Origin of the sequence: Pseudomonas sp. 43mfcvi1.1 (assembly GCF_900115935.1) — a bacterium.
GTDB classification, from domain to species: Bacteria; Pseudomonadota; Gammaproteobacteria; order Pseudomonadales; family Pseudomonadaceae; genus Aquipseudomonas; species Aquipseudomonas bijieensis.
This window is the reverse complement of sequence record NZ_UETT01000022.1, coordinates 1-23,383: the sequence shown is the minus strand read 5'-3', so window position 1 is coordinate 23,383 and position 23,383 is coordinate 1. Positions and strand designations below refer to the sequence as shown.

Annotated in this window: 26 protein-coding genes; 12 read left to right on the top strand and 14 right to left on the bottom strand. The window is 58.4% G+C overall.

All coding sequences use genetic code 11. The features are described from left to right. The first annotated feature begins 284 nt into the window (after nt 1-284). Both DTP52_RS29535 and DTP52_RS29530 read left to right on the top strand, forming a co-directional pair. Nucleotides 285-1,814 (top strand): NCS1 family nucleobase:cation symporter-1, encoded by a 1,530-nt coding sequence (locus tag DTP52_RS29535; protein ID WP_109756518.1) that lies wholly within the window; start codon nt 285-287, stop codon nt 1,812-1,814. A gap of 61 nt (nt 1,815-1,875) precedes the next feature. Then, the gene (locus DTP52_RS29530; RefSeq protein WP_109756488.1) at nt 1,876-2,604 is read left to right on the top strand and encodes an aspartate/glutamate racemase family protein; all 729 of its coding nucleotides are present in this window, start codon (nt 1,876-1,878) and stop codon (nt 2,602-2,604) included. A gap of 146 nt (nt 2,605-2,750) precedes the next feature. Here DTP52_RS29530 and DTP52_RS29525 read toward each other — a convergent pair whose 3' ends face one another. Next, complete coding sequence (locus DTP52_RS29525) at nt 2,751-3,674, bottom strand: LysR family transcriptional regulator (RefSeq protein ID WP_109756487.1); 924 nt, start codon at nt 3,672-3,674, stop codon at nt 2,751-2,753. A gap of 125 nt (nt 3,675-3,799) precedes the next feature. Between DTP52_RS29525 and DTP52_RS29520 the strand changes: the two genes are divergently transcribed. Further along, nucleotides 3,800-4,546, top strand: a complete 747-nt coding sequence (locus DTP52_RS29520) for a 3-oxoacyl-ACP reductase family protein (RefSeq protein ID WP_109756486.1) — start codon at nt 3,800-3,802, stop codon at nt 4,544-4,546. Between the two features lie 64 nt (nt 4,547-4,610). On the opposite strand, the gene DTP52_RS29515 is transcribed toward DTP52_RS29520, so the two are convergent. The 7 genes from DTP52_RS29515 to DTP52_RS29490 form a co-directional block, all read right to left on the bottom strand. Further along, entirely contained in the window at nt 4,611-5,306 is a 696-nt protein-coding gene (locus DTP52_RS29515; protein ID WP_109756485.1) for an HAD-IA family hydrolase, read from the bottom strand. A 271-nt stretch (nt 5,307-5,577) separates the two neighbouring features. Further along, the gene (locus tag DTP52_RS29510) at nt 5,578-5,952 is read right to left on the bottom strand and encodes a hypothetical protein (RefSeq protein WP_109756484.1); all 375 of its coding nucleotides are present in this window, start codon (nt 5,950-5,952) and stop codon (nt 5,578-5,580) included. 88 nt (nt 5,953-6,040) lie between these two features. Then, nucleotides 6,041-6,244, bottom strand: coding sequence for a hypothetical protein (locus tag DTP52_RS29505; RefSeq protein ID WP_109756483.1), 204 nt, complete (start codon nt 6,242-6,244; stop codon nt 6,041-6,043). Between the two features lie 75 nt (nt 6,245-6,319). Next, entirely contained in the window at nt 6,320-6,493 is a 174-nt protein-coding gene (locus tag DTP52_RS31255) for a hypothetical protein (protein WP_162893857.1), read from the bottom strand. 707 nt (nt 6,494-7,200) lie between these two features. Next, on the bottom strand, nt 7,201-7,617 hold the full coding sequence (locus DTP52_RS29500) for a glycine zipper domain-containing protein (protein WP_072406201.1): 417 nt from the start codon (nt 7,615-7,617) through the stop codon (nt 7,201-7,203). Between the two features lie 346 nt (nt 7,618-7,963). After that, nucleotides 7,964-8,149: a hypothetical protein gene (locus tag DTP52_RS29495; protein WP_109756482.1), complete on the bottom strand. Its 186-nt coding sequence runs from the start codon at nt 8,147-8,149 to the stop codon at nt 7,964-7,966. 157 nt (nt 8,150-8,306) lie between these two features. Beyond that, nucleotides 8,307-10,496: a response regulator gene (locus DTP52_RS29490; RefSeq protein WP_109756481.1), complete on the bottom strand. Its 2,190-nt coding sequence runs from the start codon at nt 10,494-10,496 to the stop codon at nt 8,307-8,309. A gap of 296 nt (nt 10,497-10,792) precedes the next feature. On the opposite strand from DTP52_RS29490, the gene DTP52_RS31150 reads away from it, so the two are divergent. Next, nucleotides 10,793-11,686: a hypothetical protein gene (locus DTP52_RS31150; protein WP_158285177.1), complete on the top strand. Its 894-nt coding sequence runs from the start codon at nt 10,793-10,795 to the stop codon at nt 11,684-11,686. A gap of 281 nt (nt 11,687-11,967) precedes the next feature. Continuing rightward, complete coding sequence (locus tag DTP52_RS29480) at nt 11,968-12,246, top strand: short-chain dehydrogenase (protein WP_109756479.1); 279 nt, start codon at nt 11,968-11,970, stop codon at nt 12,244-12,246. 127 nt (nt 12,247-12,373) lie between these two features. On the opposite strand, the gene DTP52_RS29470 is transcribed toward DTP52_RS29480, so the two are convergent. Beyond that, nucleotides 12,374-12,997, bottom strand: coding sequence for a hypothetical protein (locus tag DTP52_RS29470; RefSeq protein ID WP_109756477.1), 624 nt, complete (start codon nt 12,995-12,997; stop codon nt 12,374-12,376). A gap of 143 nt (nt 12,998-13,140) precedes the next feature. Here DTP52_RS29470 and DTP52_RS29465 point away from each other — a divergent pair, with 143 nt between their 5' ends. The 4 genes from DTP52_RS29465 (at nt 13,141) to DTP52_RS29450 (ending at nt 16,156) form a co-directional block, all read left to right on the top strand. Then, entirely contained in the window at nt 13,141-13,818 is a 678-nt protein-coding gene (locus tag DTP52_RS29465) for a phytanoyl-CoA dioxygenase family protein (RefSeq protein ID WP_109756476.1), read from the top strand. A gap of 97 nt (nt 13,819-13,915) precedes the next feature. Then, entirely contained in the window at nt 13,916-14,971 is a 1,056-nt protein-coding gene (locus DTP52_RS29460; RefSeq protein WP_109756475.1) for an alpha/beta fold hydrolase, read from the top strand. An 88-nt stretch (nt 14,972-15,059) separates the two neighbouring features. Then, nucleotides 15,060-15,449, top strand: coding sequence for a hypothetical protein (locus tag DTP52_RS29455; protein ID WP_109756474.1), 390 nt, complete (start codon nt 15,060-15,062; stop codon nt 15,447-15,449). 20 nt (nt 15,450-15,469) lie between these two features. Further along, the gene (locus tag DTP52_RS29450) at nt 15,470-16,156 is read left to right on the top strand and encodes a hypothetical protein (protein ID WP_109756473.1); all 687 of its coding nucleotides are present in this window, start codon (nt 15,470-15,472) and stop codon (nt 16,154-16,156) included. A gap of 132 nt (nt 16,157-16,288) precedes the next feature. Here DTP52_RS29450 and DTP52_RS29445 read toward each other — a convergent pair whose 3' ends face one another. From DTP52_RS29445 to DTP52_RS29435, 3 genes are all read right to left on the bottom strand, one after another. Next, nucleotides 16,289-16,558 carry a hypothetical protein gene (locus tag DTP52_RS29445; RefSeq protein ID WP_146206893.1) on the bottom strand — a complete coding sequence of 90 codons (270 nt, stop codon included), beginning with the start codon at nt 16,556-16,558 and terminating at the stop codon, nt 16,289-16,291. Between the two features lie 228 nt (nt 16,559-16,786). Continuing rightward, nucleotides 16,787-18,019 (bottom strand): NADH:flavin oxidoreductase/NADH oxidase family protein, encoded by a 1,233-nt coding sequence (locus DTP52_RS29440; RefSeq protein ID WP_109756471.1) that lies wholly within the window; start codon nt 18,017-18,019, stop codon nt 16,787-16,789. Between the two features lie 74 nt (nt 18,020-18,093). Then, a complete protein-coding gene (locus DTP52_RS29435) occupies nt 18,094-19,173 on the bottom strand; it encodes a trans-acting enoyl reductase family protein (protein ID WP_109756470.1) in 1,080 nt (359 codons plus the stop codon). A gap of 194 nt (nt 19,174-19,367) precedes the next feature. Between DTP52_RS29435 and DTP52_RS29430 the strand changes: the two genes are divergently transcribed. Together DTP52_RS29430 and DTP52_RS29425 are read left to right on the top strand one after the other, a co-directional pair. Then, on the top strand, nt 19,368-20,171 hold the full coding sequence (locus DTP52_RS29430; RefSeq protein ID WP_109756469.1) for a type 1 glutamine amidotransferase domain-containing protein: 804 nt from the start codon (nt 19,368-19,370) through the stop codon (nt 20,169-20,171). Nucleotides 20,172-20,286: 115 nt separating this feature from the next. Beyond that, nucleotides 20,287-21,213, top strand: coding sequence for an acetoacetate decarboxylase (ADC) (locus DTP52_RS29425; RefSeq protein WP_109756517.1), 927 nt, complete (start codon nt 20,287-20,289; stop codon nt 21,211-21,213). A 15-nt stretch (nt 21,214-21,228) separates the two neighbouring features. Here the strand turns inward: DTP52_RS29425 and DTP52_RS29420 are convergent, their stop codons facing one another. Beyond that, nucleotides 21,229-21,708 (bottom strand): MerR family transcriptional regulator, encoded by a 480-nt coding sequence (locus DTP52_RS29420; protein ID WP_071495498.1) that lies wholly within the window; start codon nt 21,706-21,708, stop codon nt 21,229-21,231. Between the two features lie 227 nt (nt 21,709-21,935). Between DTP52_RS29420 and DTP52_RS29415 the strand changes: the two genes are divergently transcribed. Continuing rightward, the gene (locus DTP52_RS29415) at nt 21,936-22,766 is read left to right on the top strand and encodes an alpha/beta fold hydrolase (protein ID WP_109756468.1); all 831 of its coding nucleotides are present in this window, start codon (nt 21,936-21,938) and stop codon (nt 22,764-22,766) included. 301 nt (nt 22,767-23,067) lie between these two features. On the opposite strand, the gene DTP52_RS29410 is transcribed toward DTP52_RS29415, so the two are convergent. After that, on the bottom strand, nt 23,068-23,383 hold a 316-nt coding region (locus DTP52_RS29410; RefSeq protein WP_146206892.1), incomplete at its 5' end, for an integrase core domain-containing protein.

The following is a 23,383-nucleotide window of genomic DNA, read 5'->3' as shown; positions in this document are numbered from 1 at the left end:
ATCACGGTATTTCAGTTAGTTATTCAGACTCAATAACAAAACGAAATTAGCGCTACGGACGATAGATCCGTAAGTGGCATAAATTTGGCTTTAGTCGACAAGTGTTTTGTATACAACATTTATAAAATATACACACACTTTAGATCCGCAAGCCTGAAGCGCCCTATCCCGTACAGGCTGCAGATGCCCCGTAACCAATGATGCTCACCCGCCGCGACGAAGATTTGTCGAGCCTCAAGCTCATGCACAGTCATCGCGGCGCCGAGAATCAGGAGCCTGCCGGAATGCGTACAAGTCTCTCCAATAACATCGCGCTGGATCTGCCCTCCTCCACCACTGCCCTCGATGACCACACCGCAGCGCCCCTGGCCCTGAGCCCGCGGCTGCACAACAAAGACCTGGCGCCGACCAAGGCCGAAGGTCGACGCTGGGGTCGCTACAGCATCTTTGCCCTGTGGACCAACGACGTGCACAACATCGCCAACTATTCCTTCGCCATTGGCCTCTATGCCCTGGGCCTGGGCGGCTGGCAGATCTTGTTGTCCCTGGGGATCGGCGCGGCGCTGGTGTACGGCTTCATGAACCTGTCCGGCTACATGGGGCAGAAAACCGGGGTGCCGTTTCCGGTGATCAGCCGGATCAGTTTCGGCATCCACGGGGCGCAGATCCCGGCGTTGATCAGGGCTGTGATTGCGATTGCCTGGTTCGGCATCCAGACCTACCTGGCGTCGGTGGTTTTTCGCGTCTTGCTGGTGGCGATCCATCCCGGCTTCGCCGACTATGACCACGACTCGATCCTCGGCCTGTCGAGCCTGGGCTGGGTGTGTTTCGTGGCGATCTGGTTCGTGCAACTGGTGATCCTGGCCTACGGCATGGAAACAGTGCGCCGCTACGAAGGCTTTGCCGGCCCAGTGATACTGGTGACCGTCGCGGCCCTGGCCGGCTGGATGTACACCCAGGCCGGCGCCACCATTGCCTGGTCGATCCGCGAACCGCTGACCGGTGGTGAAATGTGGCGCAACATCTTTGCCGGCGGCGCGCTGTGGCTGTCGATCTACGGCACCTTGATTCTCAATTTCTGCGACTTCGCCCGCTCCTCGCCGTGCCGTCGGACCATCGTCGTCGGAAATTTCTGGGGCCTGCCGGTAAATATCCTGGTGTTCGCCGGGATCACCATCCTGCTCTGCGGTGCGCAATTCCAGATCAATGGGCAGATCATCGAAAGCCCGACCCAGGTGATCGCTTCAATCCCCAATACCTTCTTCCTCGTGTTGGGCTGCCTGGCCTTCCTGATCGTCACCGTGGCAGTGAACATCATGGCCAACTTCGTCGCCCCGGCCTTCGTGCTCAGCAACCTGGCGCCCAAGTACCTGAACTTCCGCCGCGCCGGGCTGATCAGCGCCGCCATTGCCGTGCTGATCCTGCCGTGGAACCTCTACAACAGCCCACTGGTGATCGTGTATTTCCTGTCCGGCCTCGGCGCCCTGCTCGGGCCGCTGTACGGGGTAATCATGGTCGACTACTGGCTGCTGCGAAAAGGCCGCATCAACGTGCCGCAACTGTATAGCGAAGACCCCAACGGTGCGTACTTCTACAGCAATGGGGTCAACCTGCGTGCGGTGGCGGCGTTCATTCCGGCCGCGCTGATCGCGATTGTCCTGGCCCTGGTGCCAGGTTTTGACGCCGTTTCACCGTTTTCCTGGCTGATTGGCGCTTCGATTGCAGGGTTGCTGTACCTGATCATCGCCAAACGCCAACCGTATTACGAAGATGTCAGCGGCGAAGCCATCGCGGTGGATAACGTCAGTCATTAATTGGCCCCAGCGGCTCGCCAGGTTCGGGTCGCTTATTTTTCTACATCAAGGAGGACAGCTCATGCGAATTCTCGTGGTCAACGTCAACACCACCGAATCCATCACCCAAGCCATCGCCCGGCAGGCTCAGGCCGTCGCCGCGCCGGGCACCGAGATCGTCGGGCTCACGCCGTACTTCGGTGCCGATTCCATCGAGGGCAATTTTGAAAGTTACCTGGCGGCCATCGCGGTGATGGACCGGGTGATGTCCTACGACCAGCCGTTCGACGCGGTGATCCAGGCCGGCTACGGCGAGCATGGCCGTGAAGGCCTGCAGGAACTGCTCAACGTGCCGGTGGTGGACATCACCGATGCCGGCGCCAGCACCGCGATGTTCCTCGGTCATGCCTATTCGGTGGTCACGACCCTGGACCGCACCGTGCCGCTGATCGAGGATCGGCTCAAGCTTTCCGGCCTGTTCGACCGCTGCGCCTCGGTACGGGCCAGCGGCCTGGCGGTGCTGGAACTGGAGCAAGACCCGCAGCGGGCGGTCGAAGCCATCGTGCAGCAGGCCGAACTGGCGGTCAGCCAGGACAAGGCCGAGGTGATCTGCCTGGGCTGCGGCGGCATGGCCGGGCTCGATGAGCAGATCCGCCGGCGCACCGGGGTGCCGGTGGTCGATGGGGTGACCGCGGCGGTGACCATTGCCGAATCGCTGGTGCGGCTGGGGTTGTCGACGTCGAAAGTGCGCACCTATGCGACACCTCGGCCCAAGACCATCATTGGCTGGCCGGGGCGATTTGGGCGGTGAGTTCATAGCCTTGGGCCGAGGCGCCCCGAATCGCGAGCAAGCTCGCTCCCACAGGTGATGGGTGGTGATCAGAAGTCTGTGAACACATCCAACTCTGTGGGAGCGAGCCTGCTCGCGATTGGGGCCAACTCGGTCCCAAGCCCAGCTCAGACCGCACTGAACCGCTGCGCCAGCCCCTGTGCGGCAAACTGCTCGATGATGAAATCCACGAACGCCCGGGTCTTGCCCGGCAAGAGTTTGTGCTCGGCGTAGTAGATGGAGATGTTGCCATCATCGACATACCAGTCCGGCAGCACTCGCTGCAACGCGCCGGACTCCAGGAAGGGAACGGCGATCGGCATGCTCACCAGACCGATGCCCAAGCCTTGGGCGGCCGCCGCGCAGTCGGCTTCCGAATCGCTCATGGTCATGCGCGTCTTGAGCGTCAGTGGCCTGTGTTCTCGACTGCGGCTGGTCAGTTGCCAGGAACGGACGCGCCCGGTCTGGGGCGAACGAATCAGGATGCCTTGGTGTTGTGACAGATCTTCCGGTTCTGTCACGGCGGCATGGCTTTGCAGATAGTCCGTGGATGCAACCAGCACCCGATGGGCCACCGTCAACTTGCGCGCCACCACGCCCTGGGGCAGTTCGAAACCGCCGCCGATGGCGGCATCGAAGCCCTGGCCGATCAGGTCCACCTGGCGGTTATCGAAATGCCAGTCCGGGTTGATCGCCGGGTAGCGCCGCAGAAACTCTCCCAGCAAGGGCACGACATACAATCGACCGAACGCCGTGCCCATGCTCACCTTCAGCGTCCCCGCCGGTTGCCCTCCGGCGCTGGCCAGGTTGGCGACGGCGTTCTGGATGGTGTTGAAGCTGCTGCCGACTTCCCTCAGGAACAACTGACCGGCTTCGGTCAGCCTCAGGCTGCGGGTGCTGCGCTGGAACAGGCGTACGCCCATGCGCGCCTCCAGCTTGGCAACGCTTTTACCCACCGCTGCGGGGGTCACGCTCAAGCGTCGCGCCGCTTCGGCAAAGCTGCCGACTTCCGCGCTACGCACAAAGCATTCGATACTGTTAAAGGTCTCCATGCGCCACACTCTAAACTTTTGGTTTAGACAGACTATAGCAATGTAGGTCTACACAGCCCACGACGCCTTCTTGATACTCGCTCCATCACCGCGGCATCTCGCCCCGGCACTTTTTGGAGAACATCATGAGTAACCAAGCACTGAACGGCAAAGTCGCCTTGATCCAAGGCGGTTCTCGCGGCATCGGCGCCGCCATCGTCAAACGCCTTGCAGCAGAAGGCGCCGCCGTGGCCTTCACCTACGTCAGCTCTGGCGCCAAGTCTGAAGAACTGCAGAACAGCATCACCGCAGCCGGCGGCAAGGCCCTGGCGATCAAGGCCGACAGCGCCGACGCCGAGGCCGTCCGTAACGCCGTCGCCGCCACCGTCGAGGCTTTTGGCCGGTTGGACATCCTGGTCAACAATGCGGGCGTGCTAGCCATGGCGCCGCTGGATGAATTCAAACTCGAAGATTTCGACCAGACCCTGGCCGTCAACGTGCGCAGCGTGTTCGTCGCCACCCAAGCGGCAGCGCGGCACATGGGCGAAGGTGGCCGGGTCATCAACATCGGCAGCACCAACGCCGACCGCATGCCCTTCGCCGGCGGCGCTACGTACGCCATGAGCAAATCCGCGCTGGTGGGCCTGACCAAAGGCCTGGCCCGTGACCTCGGCCCGCGCGGCATCACCGTCAACAACGTGCAGCCCGGCCCGGTGGACACTGACATGAACCCGGCCGACAGCGACTTCGCCTCCAGCCTGATGTCGCTGATGGCCATCGGGCGCTATGGCAACGTCGATGAAATCGCCAGCTTCGTCGCTTACCTGGCAGGGCCGGAAGCCGGCTACATCACCGGTGCCAGCCTGACCATCGACGGTGGTTTCGGCGCCTGATCCGGGCTAACCATGTGGCGAGGGAGCTTGCTCCCGCTGGGCTGCGCAGCAGCCCTTTCCTATCTCAGGCCCACTCCAATTCCGGCAAACCGCAAAGGCTTGGCTGGAACATCTTCAAGGAGCGGATGATCCCATCGGCGTGGGCGTATTTTTCGTCCGCCATGGCCGAATCCGGAATGGCAATGGCGGTCATGCCGGCGGCCTTGGCGGCGGTCACACCGAACGGCGAATCCTCGAACACCAGGCAGTCGCGCGGCGCTACACCCAGGCGTCGGGCAGCGGTGAGGAAGATATCCGGCGCCGGTTTCGCCGCACCGACCTCAGGGTCGTCCGCCGTCACAATGCAGTCGAACAGCGCGAACCAGTCCCGGTGCAGCGTGGTTTTCAGCGCGAACGTAGGACTCGACGAACTGGTACCCACCGCAATCGGAATGTTGTGGGCTTTGAGATGGCGCACCAGTTCCTCGGCGCCGGGCATTCCCAGAGCGTGAGGAAAACGCTCGCGCATCAAGGGCTCGCGAATGACCAAAAACTCCTGGGGAGTGATCGGCAACTCCAGCGCCTGGACGACGTAATTGGCCAGGTCCGTGGCCCCGCGGCCGATGATGTTCTGCTTGACGCTCCAATCGAAGGTGCGCCCATAGCGTTCGGCGATGATGGAGGTGACCTCGGTGTAGATACCCTCGGTGTCCAGCAACAGCCCATCCATGTCGAAAATCACAGCCTTGATCGGGCCAAACTCTTTCAGCGGTGCATTCATCGCATCTGATCCGTTATCAACACAACATTCCAGGGATGGCTCAGGTGCGGCCAGGGCAGCGTGTTCGCCTTAAAGGATTCAGCAGGATAACGAAGGGTGCTTGGAACCGGCAATGGGAAATCGGTGAATGGGGTCCGTGGCGAGGGAGCTTGCTCCCGCTCGGCTGCGTAGCGGCCGTTGGATCTTGGGGTCGCTTCGCAACCCAGCGCGAGCAAGCTCCCTCGCCACAAAAACGGATGGGTGTTGGATGACGGCGCAGCGGTTATTGACCCTAGCTACCGGAGCCGCCCGATCCCGAGCCACTGCCGCCCGAGCTGCCACCGCTGTCGCTGGTACCGGTTCCGCCGTTGGTCCCGCCGCCGGCGTCGGCACCGCCCATCGTACTGCCGCCACTCATCGAACCGCTGCCCGTGCCGGGGCTGGTGCTGCTGCCGCTGGCATCGCCGCCGTTGCCGCCCCCCACGGTGCCCGGAGGCAAGGCGTTGCCACTGGCACCGGATTTGGAGCCGGCTTCCATTTCCGAGGAAGGCGGCATCCCGCCCTTGTCCACAGGCGGCGTACTGCTCGAAGATTGTGCGAAAGCGGTCAATGAACTGACGGAAAGAATCCCGGCGAGTGTCAGCACTGTCATGTTGGACTTCATCATGGTGAGTCTCCTTTTCAAGGTCCTTACCTGATGTCTGGCAGGCGTGGCGGGCCGATGGTGCCACTGGATCGACAGGCGGAACTGACAATCAGCTCGGCGTGCCGGAGGCATCGTCACCGGCGATGTCCGGATCATCCGGGGTCGCCTCGACGTCCTCATCCTCGCTGGGCACCTGCTCCACTCCCGAATCGTCATCCGGTGGACGCTGGTCGCGGCTCAGCGGGTTAGTGGGCGATGGCAGTGGGTATTCAGGGGTTTCTTCGTCATCGGGGACGGGGGAATCGGCAGTCATACAACCTCCTGGCAGGTGCACGCACCTGTCCTGCGGCTAAAGCTTAAAGAACGCGGGCGATCCGTTTGAGCGCCTTCACTTGTAGGATTCGTCCTCAAGTTCAGCGTCTTCATCGTCTAGCAAGGGCACTTGGGCGTCGTCCATCAAGGAACCGGGGTCTTCATTGCCCGGGTCGTTGGGGCCCGGATCATTGATGAAGGGAACGCCCGTCGGGCCTTTTTCTTCCTTGCCTTCGGTTTCAGGCGTCATGGCACACCTCGCGATTGCTGATGGATGTATGAATTTGAGGTGGGGGGGCGGCAATCGTTCCGGGGGATTTGATCTGTCGTTTTTTGGGGGTGTTTTAGGGGGGTGTATATCCGTTTCTTCGGTAACGGCTGCTTATGGTTCCGCCCTGACGGCGGGTCACTTTCGAAAAGCCCGGAAGCCGGCCCAGTCGAGAGTAACCAAAGCGCTTCTGCCCCACCACGAGGCGGCCTGAGAGCCGACCTGGCTCTTGCGGGGGGTGTACACCCATCAGATCTTGTTTGAGCTGGACCTGTGGGAGCAAAGCTTGCTCGCGAGGCGGTTTTATAGCCGACCTGCTCTTGCGGGTGTACCCAATCCAACTGTGGGAGCGAGCCTGCTCGCGAAGGCGGCGGTACATTCAACATTGATGCAAGCAGACCCACCGCTATCGCGAGCAAGCTCAGCTCCCACAGGGATCGGCGGCGGACACTGATTTTATAAACGATCAAAAAACTGAGTGGGAGCGAGCCTGCTCGCGATGGCAGTGGTGCTGTTGCACAGCGGCTGGAGCTGTCTGTTGCCCTTGCTTTGGGCTCATGATTTCGACGCCCCGTCAGTCAAAAGAAGCCCCACAAAAAACGGCGCTTCCCATTTCTGAAAGAAGCGCCGTTTTTTCTAGATGAACAGCATTACGACACAAGGCCGGGGCTTTTCATCCAAGCATCCGCTTAACGATGATTTCTCTTGTGCTTATGCTTGTGCTTCTTGCCACCGGAGTGACCGTCGTTGTCATTGGACAGGTTGCTGCCCAACGCGCCGCCGGCCGCGCCGCCGACGCCAGCACCGATGGTGGAGCCGGTGGAGCCGCCCAGGCGGTTACCGACGATCGAGCCACCGGCCGAGCCCAGGCCACCGCCGATGGCGGCTTCGGTGCGGCTGCCCTTGCGCGCGCCCACGGCGCTGCCGGCTGCGCCGCCGACGCCCGCGCCAATCGCGGCACCGGTGCTGCCGCCCATCTGCTGGCCGACTACGTTGCCTAACACACCGCCCAGACCACCGCCGACCGCGGCGGTACCGTCGCCGGCAGCCATCGCGCCCTGGGCAACCACTAACCCCAGTACCAAGGTGGACAAAGTCAAACGCATGATAGAAACCTCAAGAATGCCGCATCGGGGAGAAATGGCCGGTGCACGCGGGCGCGAGTTTACGCCAAACAGCGTCAGCCATGACGGTTGGACAACGAAACGGCGATTTATTTTATGACAGGCAAAAAAAAGCCCGCTGGGGAAACGGGCAGGTACTGCTTTCTAACGGATGAGCTCAGAGTACGTACCTGCTTGTGAAAGAAACGTGAAAGGAAACGCTACTTGAGAAAAGATTCTGATCGGAACGCCGAGCGTCCCTGGCGGCATTCCCACGCGGGAACCTGGGAACGAAAAAAAGGGCTGCCATGCAGCCCGGTGGGAGCAAGCTCCCCTACCACGATCCCCGTCACTTCTTGACCGGAACCCTGGGCAGGAACTTGGCCTTCTCCCCTCGTTGTACTTTAGCCACCTTCGTCCTGATGGACTTGATCGGCTCGTCACCAAAATCCGCATGATAGGTCGACTGACCACACTGCAACCCTTCATTGATCGGATACGCGGCGGTGTTCTCCTCGCTGTACGGTGTTCCCATTGCCTTTCCCCTTTTCATCGAGGCCCATATCGGCAACAACCGGTTGCCTGAAAATATCGACCTTCACGATAGTGAGACTAGTCGGTCATCAACAGACTGTTGATTCAACAAAGCCCTGGGCCGACGAATGGAACTCACTGTTTCAAAACGGAAACACTCATTCAGCCCCCAATATCGTCCGGTTTAAAACCCGGGAAACCTGATCGGCCGAATAGGGTTTGGCGAGGAACTCAAAGCCCTCATGCCCACTGTGGGCCAACTCTTCGCTATAACCGGAAGTGAGTACCACGGGCAGATCCGGACGACGCTGGCGCAGCTCCCTGGCCAGGGCAATACCGCTGATGCCCGGCATCACCACGTCAGAAAATATCGCGTCGAATGCCATCGCATCCGGACCGACCATCTCCAGCGCTTCTTCGGCGTTGGTCGCCCAGGCGGTCTCGTAGCCCAGGTCCTGGAGGATCTGGTTGGCAAAACGCCCTACCTCCAGGTTGTCTTCCACAATCAGCACCCGACGCTTGCCCTTTTCCAGCACCACGTGCGTGGGTTCGTCCCTGACAGGCTCGTGGTGGGTTTCGGGGGCGACCTCTGGAAGGTACAACGTGAACACCGTCCCTTCCCCCACCACGGTGCAAACATCGACGTTGCCACCGGACTGCTTGGCAAAGCCGAACACCTGGGACAAGCCCAGCCCCGTGCCCTTGCCCACTTCCTTGGTGGTGAAGAAGGGCTCGAAGATGTGCTCGAGCACTTGCGGGGCAATGCCAGTACCGGTGTCCGCCAGAGCAATGGCGGCAAAGGATTGCCCGGCCCCGGCATGACCACGGATCGGTGGCATGCCACCGCCGCAACTGACCCGAAGCCACAGCGTGCCCTGGCCATTCATCGCATCCCGGGCATTGAGGGCCATGTTGATCAGCGCCGTCTCGAACTGGCTCAAGTCCGCCCGGATGTAACAGGGCCGATCACACAACTCGACGCTGACCTGGATCCGCGCCCCGGTCACGGTTTGCAGCATGTCCCCCAGGCTCTGCACTTGCTTGCCCACATCGATGACTTGCGGCTTCAACGGCTGGCGCCGGGCAAATGCAAGCAACTGGCTGGTCAATTTGGAGGCGCGCTCCACCGTTTCGGACACCGCGGTCATGTAGCGCTGTCGGCGCTCTTGCGACAGGTTGGGCATGCGCAGGAAGTCCACCGAAGAGCGAATGATGGTCAGAAGGTTGTTGAAGTCGTGGGCCACGCCACCGGTGAGCTGGCCGATGGCTTCGAGTTTTTGCGACTGGCGCAGTGCCGCTTCGGTCTGTTTCAAGCGTGCGGTGCGTTCCTCGACCCGCTCTTCCAGCGTCGCGTTCAATTCGGCCAGGGCCGCCAGGCCTTCGCGCACGGCAGCGTCGGCACGGGCGCGCTCAATGTGGGCCCAAGACCGCTCCGTGACCTCCACCAACAGCGCCAGGTCGTTGGATGACCAGACCCGTGGCGTTTTATCGTGAATGGCCATTAGCGCGGTCAAGCGTCCGCCCTTGATCAACGGCACGCAGATGGTGGCCGCGATGCCAATGGCCTGGAACGTCGCCGCTTCCTCCGGCGCCAGTTCCTTGAGGTTATCGTTGATCACCAACGGCTTGCCGGCCCTCAGCTTGGCGACGGCCAGACGACCGAAATCAGCCAGCCGATAATGCCCGAGGATATGGGGCGAGCCCGCCCTGGCCCAATCGCCACGAATGGTAAAACCGTCTTCGTCCTCATCCATGTCCGCGTAGGCACAATTGGACAGGTTCAAGTGCGCCGCCAGAATCCGCGTGGTGGTCGCCATGATGCTCTGCGGGTCGGTGGCGTTCGCCACGGCGGTGCCGATGGCATCGAGCACGGCCAGGCGCTGGGTCATGAACACCGTCGAGGTGGTCTCGGTGACCGTATCCAACATGCCCACGACCTTGCCGAACTGATCACGAATCGGGCTGTAGCAGAAAGTGAAATAAGCCTGCTCAGGACCGCCACCGCGCTCGATGACCAGGGGGAAGTTCTCTATATAAGTCGCTTGCCCCTCAAAGGCCGCGCGCGCAATCGGCTCGATATCGCTCCAGACTTCCCGCCACACCTCATCAAACCGCCGGCCCAGCGCCTCGGGCTTGTTGCCGAGGATCGGCAGGAACGCATCGTTGTACAACGTGATCAGGTCCGGCCCCCATACGATGGCCTGGGGAAAATGCGAGGCGAGGCTCAGCGCCACGGTGGTCTTCAACACATCGGGCCACTGCGAAGGTGGCCCGAGCGGCGTGCCTTCCCACGGATGGCGGCGAATCCGTTCGGCCATTTCTCCATAGCTCTGGAGCCAATCTGTCATTGCGTTCGATCCTTCTGAGACGCCAATACCAACGAGGGAAAAGCTTGTGACCTCAAGCACGGCCGTATTATCCCGCGCAGGGTGGGAATGCGCGATTGGATTGTGGGACGTGTCGGGCTGTAGATGGGGGGTGAATGGCGGAAACGGGAGGTTGGGCTACAGAAATAGCCTACATATCGTTGAGAATTGCCCCGCCGATCAACCTATTGCGTGTTTTTTGTGAAGGAGGTCATAGTCTTGCGATTGCCCAGATGTTAAATGGGTTGCTGACTCGATAGAAGGAGCATCTGGCATTGATGGAGAACATCGAAGAGGTTCAGCGCGGCCTAAAAGACGAGAGGGCAGCAGGAGACAAGTCATACGATGATGCTTTTGCAGCCAGATGCTTACAAATTTTGGCAGGAACCGAAGACCTGTTCCTATACCAAAACAGCAATGCCACCGATCTGCGCCATTTAATGCCAGAAGTGAGCCTTGGCACTAAGCTCGTAAGTGTCGTCGCCGAAAAACATTACGTCGACACTGAGGTCTACACCTTCCGTACGGGGGGAACAAATGGTCACTATTTTTCGGTAATGGTGACGCCTGGCGAGGTTTGGATCGACGTCAGTTTGGTTGATCCTGGTCGAGGAGGTAACGGTATCTACGCTGCGGTAGGCGCATTTGCAGCGAATACGACGAGAGAATTCATTGGTGATCCTGAGGGGCTTTCAGACATTGCTGCGCGCCGCCGGACTGACGCGATGCTCTCTTCCGCACTAAAACAAGGGACGACCAAGCACATTAGGCCGCATCAACGCCAGATTGACGGTGATGAACGGCTAGGCATCCCGTCGATCAAATGGATAGACGATGATACTATCGGCAATATCCAACGTATGCTTGAGACAGCATATGAATCCTTAGCCTTCCACGTGCCGGAGGTACGAAATGCTTGCTACGACTTCGAAAGTAAAACCTTCCGCGACGTTGCGGGCGGACAGCTTCTGGATGAAGATTTGGCAAAGTGGAGCTTTGAGCATCCAGGAAGCCGAAAGGCGGGCGCTGGGCTCGCAACGTTTAAAAGAGGCTTACTCGTCGGTACCCTTCTACGCCAGGAAAGCGGCTCGAGACCCGCAATTTTGGAGCAAGTTTTACGCGAGCCGCGTGAACTCGTAGAGAACGGCAATCTCGCAGGGATCTTCTATTAGGGATATTGAAGTCCCGCCCCATCCGTACCTAGTTGCGCTAGTAGCTACTCATACTCCCACGATATTACCCATCGAAAAATATAGATGACGTCCTACCGAGTTGTAAGACGTACAGCTCGGATGCTTACGACGATGGCAACGTCCTACATAGGATTGGGAATCCTCTCCCTATCGATCTCTTGCGTATTTTTTGCGGTGACGTCTATAGTTCTGGCGTCGCCCAAGTGGCGACCGGGTTTGGCGACTCGATTGACACAATTCCAATCACACAGGGAATTGTTATGAACCAATATATGGGCCTCACCAGCAACGCCGACGACCAACCCCTCTACGTCGATACCGCCGCCCCGCTACACATCCTGCTCGACTCAGCCGCCTACCGAATCCGTGCCGCCACCCAGTTCCTGGAAAACTTGGCAATGCGCGATGAACTGACCATCGACCCCGCGACCTTGCAAGATTTGGCACAACTTTGCTGCATCCCCCTGCGTGATGGATGCGACGTGATAGATGTGATTGCACGACGATTGGATGCGGCACCGGCAGGTTCCACTCTATAAGCCTGCCAACCGACAACCCGTGGCGAGGGAGCTTGCTCCCGCTGGGCTGCGCAGCGGCCCCTTTTGTGAGCGCTGCGCACTCAAGCGGGAGCAAGCTCCCTCGCCACGAGTGCATCGTCTACCTGAACTACTCAACAACCCCGTTATAAACAACCATCGCACTCCCCTCTTTCTTGACCACAAGCTTATTCCCCTGCGCCATGGCCTCGACCAGTTCAGAACATCCCTCCACTTCACGCTTCCCATCAACGCGCTCGGCCTGGGTGTCGAAACTGAATACATAGGTCGACGCCGGGCACGCGTTGCCCCCCTCTCCCGTGGAAACAACCAGCACATACTTGCTCGGGCCAAACGTGTAAGCCTTTTCAATCGTCACATAACCGGTGTACTCGGCCTGCTCAACAATTGATTCCATGACGTTCATCACACCCGCCCGCGATTGATAATTCAGCGCGGTCCCCATCGCCTCGGTCTGGGTCGTGAAAGGCCCGGCACGCTCGGCGTTGACGGGCAACGGTTGATAAGCAACACCCGGGGGCGCGGGAGGTGCGGCTTGAGTCTTGGCGATGGGTTTTGCAACAGGGCTTCGCTGGAGTTGAGGGCTATCGCATAGGCCGTTTTTACAAATGAAATCCCCTTGGCAGTCGATGTCTTCCGAGCACTGGTTCGTTTCTTCGAAGGTGCTCTGGTCGGCCTTGGCGTAGCCGACGACGGCCAGCGCCAGGAGAGTGCAGGCAAACAAACGCTTCATCGATGAAGTCCTTTTCTTGGATGGTGGCCGATGATAACTGCAAACCTCCCGGGTTTGCTCCGGTCAATTTCCAGTGTCCGGTAGCCCTCTGTTGGTTTGAATACTAGCCTTGCAAACGTCCCCACAAGGAAGTCGAGACCTCCATGGCTGATCGCGAACAACTCCATCGAGACGGCTACGTCCTGCTCCGCCAAGCGATCCCGAACGAATGGCTGGCTGACTTGCGTAACGTGTTCGATGCAGGCGTGCGACCGTCGGACCAATGGCCTGTGCCCCGTGGCATGGACTGGCGCTATTCAATGCTGGACGATGATTCGAAGATTCAGGCGGTGTGTCGTCTGCCCCAGCTACTGGCGGTGGCAGGCGAGTTGATCGGCGAACGGTTCTTCCTCTCCCAAGTGGAAGGACGCGAGCCCCTGGTCGGTTGCGGCCACCAACAATTGCACCGCGACTTGTCGGCCCAGCGGCCAGGCGACATCGCTATCGCCCTGGCCTTCTTCGACGATTACGGCCCCCAGAACGGCGCGACACGGATCGTCCCCGGCAGCCATCGCCCGAAGCCGGGAGCACCACCCTTGGACTTCAATGACGAGTCCCGCTCTGTACAGTTGTCAGGCTGCGCCGGTGACATCCTGGTGTTCGATGTCGATCTGGTGCACGCAGGTAGCCTGAACATGATCGGCACACACCGTCGATCAATTCTGATCAGCTATTGCTCGGAGTCGTTATACGCATCACACCTGGAAACCGCGGCGCTACGAAATATTCGTATGGACACCCGCGATCGATTCGCCCCTGCGGACTTTGCTTTCAGAAACTAGGATTTTTGCTCGATGAAAGTGATGCGCAGCGCTTCGAATCTGAGCTTTAATGCCGGCGCTCATCGCCCCCTTTCGTCTAATCAAGGAAGAAACGACATTGAAAACAGCTTTCGGCACCCTGTTGTTGGCCTGCCTGACGACTACCGCATTGGCTGACGAGAACCCCGTCGGTTTCCAATCCTCCACCCTCCCGGATCCGCACAATGGTCGCGCACTGGAGATGGTCGTTTGGTACCCCAGCGCAACGACCGCAACCCCGCAACTGATCGCCGATAACGCGGTATTTGTCGGTGCATCTGCCGTACGTAACGCGCCGCCCACTGCCGGCGAGCATCCATTGGTAGTGCTCTCCCACGGCTACAGGGGCAACTGGAGCAACCAGATCTGGCTCGCCAGCGCGTTGGCCCAGAAGGGTTACATCGTCGCCGCCATCAACCACCCCGGCAGCACCACCCACGACCGCAGCCCTCAAGCAGCGGCACAGCTTTGGCAACGGCCGGTTGATCTGCGTCGGGCCATTGATGCGGTCACGACTCAACCGGAAAAATTTGGCCGGGTCGCCAATGGCCGAATTGCAGCCGTGGGCCACTCACTCGGCGGCTGGACCGCCCTGGAGATCGCTGGCGCTCGCTTCGATCCCGAGCGCTTCGCCCAGGACTGCAAAGCCCATTCGCAGTTAGCCAGTTGCACCGTCTACCAGCAGATGAATCCCGCCAGCACCGCTGAAGCAAAAGCCGAACTGGCCGCCGATTGGCGGGATAAACGCGTCACTGCGGTGGTGACATTGGACCTGGGCCTGTCACGGGGCCTGACAGATGAAAGCTTGGCCGCGCTGCCTGTCCCTGCACTGGTGATCGCTGCCGGCGTACCGTCGCGTGAACTCCCCGCCGAGTTGGAGTCTGCCAACCTAGCCAAGCGTCTGCCCCAGGCGTCAAGCCGTTACGTTGAGATCAAAGACGCGAGCCATTTCAGTTTCATGTCGATGTGTAAGCCGGGTGCGCAGGAGATGCTTGAAGAGGACGTGCCAGGGGATGGAATCATTTGTCGGGATGGCGATGGCGGTCGTGCTCGGGGGGTGATTCAGCAGCAGGTTGCATCATTGATCGCAGAGTTTTTGGCGCAGCCATCTGCGCACAAAGAAGGCAGTTTGTGAACTGCCCCATCCTCGTCAAAAATAGGTCTCTTTCCCAACAGTTTCCGACTTAACTATCCTACGCCTCCCCCCTAACGGACTCGCCAAGATGTATCTGCGTTCAAGCTTATTGTGCCTGTGCTTTTTCAGCGGCCTTAGCCAAGCCGCTGTTAACTGTTCTGCCCTGGCGGAAAAGCTCTCCGGGACGGTTCCCGAATTCCATCCATCGGTGCAAGGCAAGGTCATAGGTAGCGGACGCCTGCATTTCCACGAAGCGCCAGATGAAGCCTGTGCCAACAAGAAGATTTTCGTAATACCCGGCGACGCCCTCACCATTTACTCCAGCCTTGAAGACGAATCGTGGCTGGAAGTGAACTTCATCGCCAAAAGCGGCGACGACTATACCGGTTGGGTAAAGGCTGATCGGGTCGAGATTGGCGTACCTTACGGAGCGCCACCGGAGGATGCCGACGACGCGCCGGCGGATGACGCCCAATAATTCATATGGGGAAAAATACGATGATGGGGTCGCCAGAAGGGAGCGGTCTATTCCCGGCCAGCACGCCCGATGACCTGGACGTGGCTGATGACACGGGCTTCGCCGCCTGGGCTCGCGTCTGGGCGGAGCTTGGCGTCGGATGCGCGTCACGAGAGACGTACGAAGAACTCATTCGACACTACTGCGAGCCGCATCGCGCTTACCACAACCTCCAGCATCTGAAGGAATGCCTTCAGGTGCGCCGATTCGTCAACGCGGCCTGCCAGGCCCCCGCCGAAGTCGACCTCGCGCTATGGTTCCATGATGCGATCTACGACCCCCTTCGCAGCGACAACGAACTGCGCAGTGCGCAATGGTTGGATGACGTGGCACGCGCTAACGGCCTGGGCGATGAAACGCGACGCAGGCTTTACGATCTGGTGATGGTGACGCGACACGACTGCGCCCCGGCGTCGGCAGACGAAGCGGTACTGGTGGACACGGATCTGGCGATCCTTGGGGCATCCTTCGAGCGGTTCGAGGAATACGACCAGCAAATTCGCCGCGAGTATCAGTTTGTGCCGCTGCCTGTGTACCGCCAAAAACGGCGTCAGGTCCTTGAAGGCTTTCTGGCACGTGGGCGCATTTATACGACCGCGTCGTACTTCGACGCATTCGAGCAGCAGGCACGTGCGAATCTTGCACGCGCCATTGACCGCCTTGACTGAGGACTGGACTCAAATGTTCAACTTCGCCGGTGCTCGACCACAGTGACCGATATCATTCGTGAAATCGGAATCCATCCACCCAGTCAGTCAGCCTTCAAATCGTCCCCCTTTCGATAACTCGTCGGGGTTAACTTACTCCCCTGACTGCACACGCTTCATAGCTTCGAGCAACTGACCCTCGAAATACTCGCTCCCATCTCGCTCCTGCTCTTTTATGCGACGCTTTGCTTCGATAAGCATCGGCATGGCAGCGATGTTCTGATTCAAAAAAGTGGCAACCATCAGGTCGTTCAAATTTGCTAAAGGGGTATCCCAGGCCTCCCTGCAACGGTGCATCAGTCCTGTAGGTGAATCCCCACACCACGGACCTAAAAAATTTGAGACTGTAAGATTTGAACGCATGAACCGACCTCTGAAAGAAATCGAAGGGTTAGTCATTTCGCACGACTAGGAGATAGCCTAAAAAACGAGATCGGATGAGCACTTTGGCCGTTTGCTGCCTGTCGTGAAGGGCGACTACCGGGCAGAAGCGGATGTCCGTGAGCGGCTGCTTTCGGCCAATAGCGGACGCTCCTGTTAGTAATGACCGATACTACAAAACTTAGCTCTTCAAATAAAAAAAGTATCGGCTCACATCAAACGGTTTTCCACCCACCGTCGATATTGACGAGTGCGAAATGCCATACCGAGCTGTTGCAGGATAAGTGCACGCAGCGGTGAAACTTTCGGATCGGGCTTTTTCGCGCGACTCAGCTTGCGTAACTGAAACTTCACTACTGCCATGTTTGCCAAGGATGCGATGGCTTTATTTTTCCAGGTAATCGGCGGCAATTGCGGAGCATTGTCTTTGCCCAGCAGCCAGTCCCGAGGCAAGTTGGGATCGATGGCTAACGCTGTTCCGATCCCAACCATATTGACGCCGCTCTGCACGACGTTTTCCGCCACCGCGCGGCGACGTATACCACCAGTGACCATCACCGGCATTCTGGCAACTGTTTGGATATCACGGGCGAACTCGACGAAGTAGGCTTCGCGAGCCAGCGTGCGACCATCGCGCGCCTCACCCTGCATAGCGGGCGCTTCATAACTGCCTCCGGATAATTCCACCAAATCCACACCAAGGCCATTGAGCAGCTCAACGACCTTCTTCGCATCATCGGCGGTAAACCCTCCCCGCTGGAAATCGGCGGAGTTGAGCTTGACTGCCACTGCGAAATCCGCAGAAACCACAGCCCTGACCGCCTTGACGATTTCGAGTAACAGGCGCGCCCGATTTTCTAGGGAACCGCCCCATTCGTCCGTCCTTTGGTTGGTCAACGGCGAAAGGAACTGGCTCAACAAATAGCCATGGGCAGCGTGGATTTCCACGCCGGTGAATCCGGCTTGTTCGCCGAGGCGCGCGGTGTTCGCAAAGCGTTGGATAACTTCCTTAATCACGCCGGAGGTCATCGCGTGAGGCGTGGCGAAACGCTTGGACAGTTTGCCCAAATCCAGCGGCACGGCCGACGGTGCCCATGTTTTTTGCCCAAGATTGGACTGCATCTGCCGCCCTGGGTGGTTGATCTGCAACCAGAACTGCGCACCGCCGGATCGACCAATACGTGCCCAACGCTTGAACTTGGCCAGTTGCTGATCGTCCTGCAAAACTACGCCACCCGGTCCGGTCATGGCGCGGCCGTCGACCATCACGTTGCCGGTGATGATCAGGCCTGCACCACCATCGGCCCACGCTTGGTAGAGACGCATCAGTTCTTCGGAGGGTGCCTGATCGGCGTCCGCCATGTTCTCCTCCATGGCGGCTTTGGCGATTCGGTTCTTGATGGACGAACCGTTTGGAAGCATCAGGGTGTCGAACACATTCATGGGGCAGTCCTCAACTGGATATGAGACTACCTTAAGATTGAAGTCAACTTTAAGGTCAACATCTTTTTTCCGAATCAGTCGATGTTCATCGCGCCAGATCCTGGCAATTGCGTCACCAGATCAGCACCTAACAACAGTGCGGGCGTGTAAGCCCCGCCAGTCGGACGCATTTGCAACAGGTAATCAACCACCGCCAATGCAGCGCTGATCGTCAGGCTGTAGACGTTCGCGGTATGCAGGCGCGCGGTTCTGCACTCACCACGGGCGTTGCGAGCCTCGCCCCAAACATAGGTGCCTTGATCTGCGCGTTTTTCCTGATCTGGGCCGACCACGGTTTTTCCAATTCGTGCTTTGAGCAACCGCTGCACGAACGACAAACCCAGCAACGGACGAATCCAATTAGCAAACCGGGCGCCGCGGATCATGCCTGCGGAGCCAGGGATGAAAACTTCGATGTTGGCAATGCCGGTGGTGTGCCATGCAGTGGAAACGTCGCCCCATGGAATAGTCATTGCCAGCTTTTCTCCGGCACCAAAGTCGATGCGACGCACCCGGTAGGCCAGCGGCACCGAGGTGATTTTGCCGTCACGGCGAACCTTGCCACCCTGCGCCATACCCTCAATTGAAGTCTTAGCAGTACCGGGCGAAAAACTTGAGCGCGAATCAAAACCCAATGCCAGATGCGTGGCATCCGGCATCGCATTTTTCAATGCAGCGGCTACACAGTCCGTAGGGACCACATCGAAACCGACGCCTGGGCAAATGACCACGCCCGCCGCCCGCGCACGTTCATTCAGGGATTGAGCGTGCTCGAATACGGCAATCTCGCCGGTGATATCCAAATAATGTGCATTGGCACGCAAGCATGCTTCCATCATCGGAACGGCGGTCGCTGAGAATGGCCCTGCGCAATGCAGAACCAAGCCATGGCCTTTGATCTGAGCAAGTAACCGTACTTCGTCTTCGAGTCCAAACACCCGAGCTTCAAGACCCAACTCCCGAGCCAGGGCTTCAACTTTGTCTCGGCTACGTCCCGCCAGCACAGGTTTAAGCCCACGTTTTACAGCATCACGAGCGATCAACTCGCCGGTGTAGCCGTTGGCTCCATAAATCATCCATTTCATCTGCGTATCAAAGTTGTCTTGCTGACTCATGCATGGCTCCCGAGTGGATTAGTGACGAGCGTTATTGCCTTGCTCATTCAGCATCAGACGCTAGCGTTAAAGTCAGGTTGAGGGTCAAGTTGAAGTGAGCAGCTACCAGTGGAAATTATTTGCAGAGGCGGGGTTGACCTTAAAGCGAGGTTTAAGGTGAGCATGCGCCGACCTGCTTGATTGATGGAACCCGGATGATGCTCAAGACCTTTATTTCCTATGCGTTGGTACTGATAGGTAGCGCTTTCATGACATTTGCAAATGCTGACACCGCCCCTTCCACAATGACTGCCAAGAATCGCCAAATTCTGGTGATTCTGACCAACCACTCCAGCTATCCCTCACGAACCGATACGACGGGGTTGTGGCTGACTGAGCTGACGCATTTCACCGACGTAGTGGAGGCAGCTGGCTACAGCACAGTTTTTGCCAGTCCCAAAGGCGGTGCGGTGCCTCTAGATGAGCGCAGCCTCGGTTGGCTGTACATGGACAAGGCCGCCCGAGAGCATTTGCAGTCCCCTGCCTTTCGCGCTCGCCTGCAAAACACACTGCCGATCGCCGATGTCGATCCGTCCCAGTTCAGCGTCATCTACTTCACCGGGGGCCATGGGGTGATGTGGGACTTCCCCAATAATCCCGACCTGCGGCGTGTCGCCGAAACTATCTACAACCAAGGTGGCATCGTCTCGGCCGTCTGCCATGGCGTTGCGGGTCTGTTGGATCTGAAGGATGAACAAGGCCAGTTGATCATCAAAGGGAAGAACATCACCGGTTTCTCTGATCGCGAAGAGCTGTTCTCCGGCATGAAAAGCCAGGTGCCCTTCTTCCTTGAGGACAAGTTGGTGAGCCAAGGTGCGCGGTACCGCAAGGGCTGGCTGCCATTCACGTCATTCGCCATCACTGATGGAAGGCTTGTCACCGGCCAAAACCCTCAATCGCCCAATGCCGTAGCTGAAGCCGTGATGGCGGTGCTCTCAGGCGACAACGTAGCTCGCTGAACCCTCAAGTAGTTCCCACCACCCGGAGAAAGACCGATTGAAACTCGCAAGCGCCGTATTAACAGGATTGCTGTTCAGCTCAATTGCCAACCATGCGTTGGCGGGGACGCCTGAAATGCTCAGCCCGACTGAAACCAACACAATCGATATCGCAGGCCACACAGTGCCGGTCGTCAAGGGCGGCTTGTACGACCGTTATCGCTCGAATCCTCCCTTGTCGGTGATTGCAGCAGAACTGCCGGGTGTTGATTTGAGCTGGTTCAAAGGACTGGAAAAGCACAAGGTAGACATTGGCTTCGAGTCATACTCTCCGAACTTTTATTACCAGAACAGTCGGGTAACGGCTGTCTACACGGCCGACCTGGACGCACTTCGGGCATTGATGCCGCCGGAAGTATTGGCAACCGTACACCCCCTGCAAATCTGGCCGGGTCGCGGCTTGATTGCGTTCACCGCGTACACCTATGAGCATTGTGATAACGACGCCTATAACGAAGTGGCCGTGTCGATCATCACCAACAAGCCAGGCAAAGCCAATCTGGGTCCGTTCACACTGATTGGCCAGTCGATGTCTGGCGACTTCTGGGGCTATGTGCTCAAGCTGCCGGTGAATACCGAGCTTGCACGGGTGCGCGGTGTCGTCGGTTACAACCTGCCTAAATGGCTGACCGGTATTGACCGCAAAGAAGATGCCCAATCTGTGGTCTATAACATCACCGACAGCCAGACCGGAAAAGTCGACGTGTCCTTCAAAGCGAAGAAACTCGACAACCTCTCTCGCGATGTCGATATCGTCACCAGCAGCTTCACCAATCTCGATCATCAGGGCCAACTGGCATACGGGTATGCGGTTTCCCGCCAGCTCAGTCACGGCTCCAGCCGCGACGCTGATTCGGCCACCCTCACGCTGGGCGACGGCAGTCTGTCGAATTACCTCCGTGCCCTGAAGCTGGGGAAAATGATGAAGTACGAATACGTGCCAGAGTTCCAGAGTGCGCTTTATGCGCCCAAGCCACTCGCCAGCCTGATTGGCGAGCGCTGAGACCTTTTGCGCCTGTCAGGCTCCGGAAGCCTGACGGGTGTGTTTTTTTGTAGAAGACGTTACCGCGGGCCTATCTGAAGCTTTGCCAACCCCCTCTTCACGCAGACGATTTATCAGCATTTGAGCATTATCCCCACACGCCATGCCCTCGGGTTTATCTTCGATGCCCTTGATGACGAGCAGAAGTTGAGCTTTGTTTTGCGCTAGCCGCTCCTGCAGAACGCTGATTTCTTCCACCTTTTGCTTGAGTCCAGTGAGCAACTCGTCGTGCCGCCAGCCACTGGCATTCATCGGCATCAGTTGCCGAATCTCCTCCAATGAGAAACCTGCCGCTTGTGCGCCGGTGATGAGTTCCAATACCCATTCGGTATCGGGCGCGTAGTCCCTGTAGCCATTGGCCTTGCGCTCAACGGAGCTGATCAAGCCACTGGCCTCATAGAAACGGATGCGTGACGGTGCCAGTCCGCTGATTTTCGCCAGTTCGCCTATTCTCATACCTCACCCTGAAAAATCTATTGACCTTAAAGTTGACTTTAAACCTAAAGTCATCGGGCGGCCAAGCGCAACGTGTGACTTGGTCGTCATGGCGTTCGTGAGTAAGCGCAGGCTAATCCAGCAACGCACTCTGAACTGCCTACCGGAAGGGCTGCATTCTGTTAACTCAAGGCCATGATCGGAACGCGATTCGATGAAGGCCTCCACTTCATTCAGGAGATACGAACATGGGGTATGTCACTACAAGAGATGGTGTTGAAATCTTCTACAAAGACTGGGGGCCACGCGATGCCCAGGTCATCTTTTTTCACCACGGATGGCCACTGAGCGCGGATGATTGGGACGCGCAAATGCTCTTTTTCCTGGGTGCAGGTTACCGGGTTGTAGCACACGATCGGCGCGGTCACGGGCGATCCAGCCAGGTCTGGGATGGACACGACATGGACCACTACGCCGACGACGTCGCGGCCGTAGTTGATCACCTGGGTGTACAAGGCGCAGTTCACGTCGGGCACTCCACCGGCGGCGGCGAAGTCGTTCACTATATCGCTCGCCATGGCGAAGACCGAGTCTCGAAAGCGGCCATCATCAGTGCCGTGCCACCGCTGATGGTCCAGACACCGAACAATCCTGGCGGCCTGCCGAAGTCAGTGTTCGACGACTTGCAGGCACAACTGAAAGCCAACCGGGCACAGTTTTACCACGACGTTCCTGCAGGGCCTTTCTACGGCTATAACCGCCCGGGTGCAAAGACCTCCGAGGGCATTGTCTTGAACTGGTGGCGACAAGGCATGATGGGATGTGCACAGGCACACTATGATGGGATCGTGGCGTTTTCTCAGACTGACTTCACCGAAGACTTGAAGAGCATCAAGATCCCCGTCCTGGTAATGCATGGTGATGATGACCAGATCGTGCCTTATGAAAATGCAGGGGTTTTGTCGGCCAAACTTCTGCAAAACAGTACGTTGAAAATCTACCCGGGCTTCCCTCATGGAATGCCGACAACCAACGCCGAGACGATTAACGCAGATCTGCTGGCGTTCGTGCGGAGCTAAAAAATGGGGCGGGTTAATCCCGCCCTTTTTCCCCTTGCGACTCCAAGATCAGATTTTGAATTTCGCAAAGTGCATAAGAAATGCGTTAACTGATTGTCCGCTTTTGGCCGAAAGCGATCACTCATGACCGCTCCTTTCGATTCAAAAGCAGCCCGCTGTATGTATGCATAAAAACGGATCCCTCCGCCTATTAGTTATTAAATCGTCCGATCCAAAACCCTCGCATTCCACAACGCCCGATACCGCTCCCGCCACCCCGGACTCCCCTTATCCAACCACTCCAACGTCGCCTCTGTAGTGGTCAACTAATCCCGGACACGACGTTAAGTTTTTCCTCGGCCCGAGCTGGTGCCAACCCACCATTGAATTGGTGAGGCCGAATCCAGTTGTACCGATGCATCAAGAAGTGGCTGATATCGCGCTTGGCTTCTTGAGTCGTTCTGTAGCCCGTGGTCGGTATCCATTCCGTTTTTAGGCTGCGGAACACGCGCTCCATTGGCGCGTTGTCCCAGCAATTTCCCCGGCGACTCATGCTCTGGTGCATGCGATAACGCCACAATCGCTGACGAAATAGCCGGCTTGCGTATTGCGACCCCTGATCCGAGTGAAACAGCAGA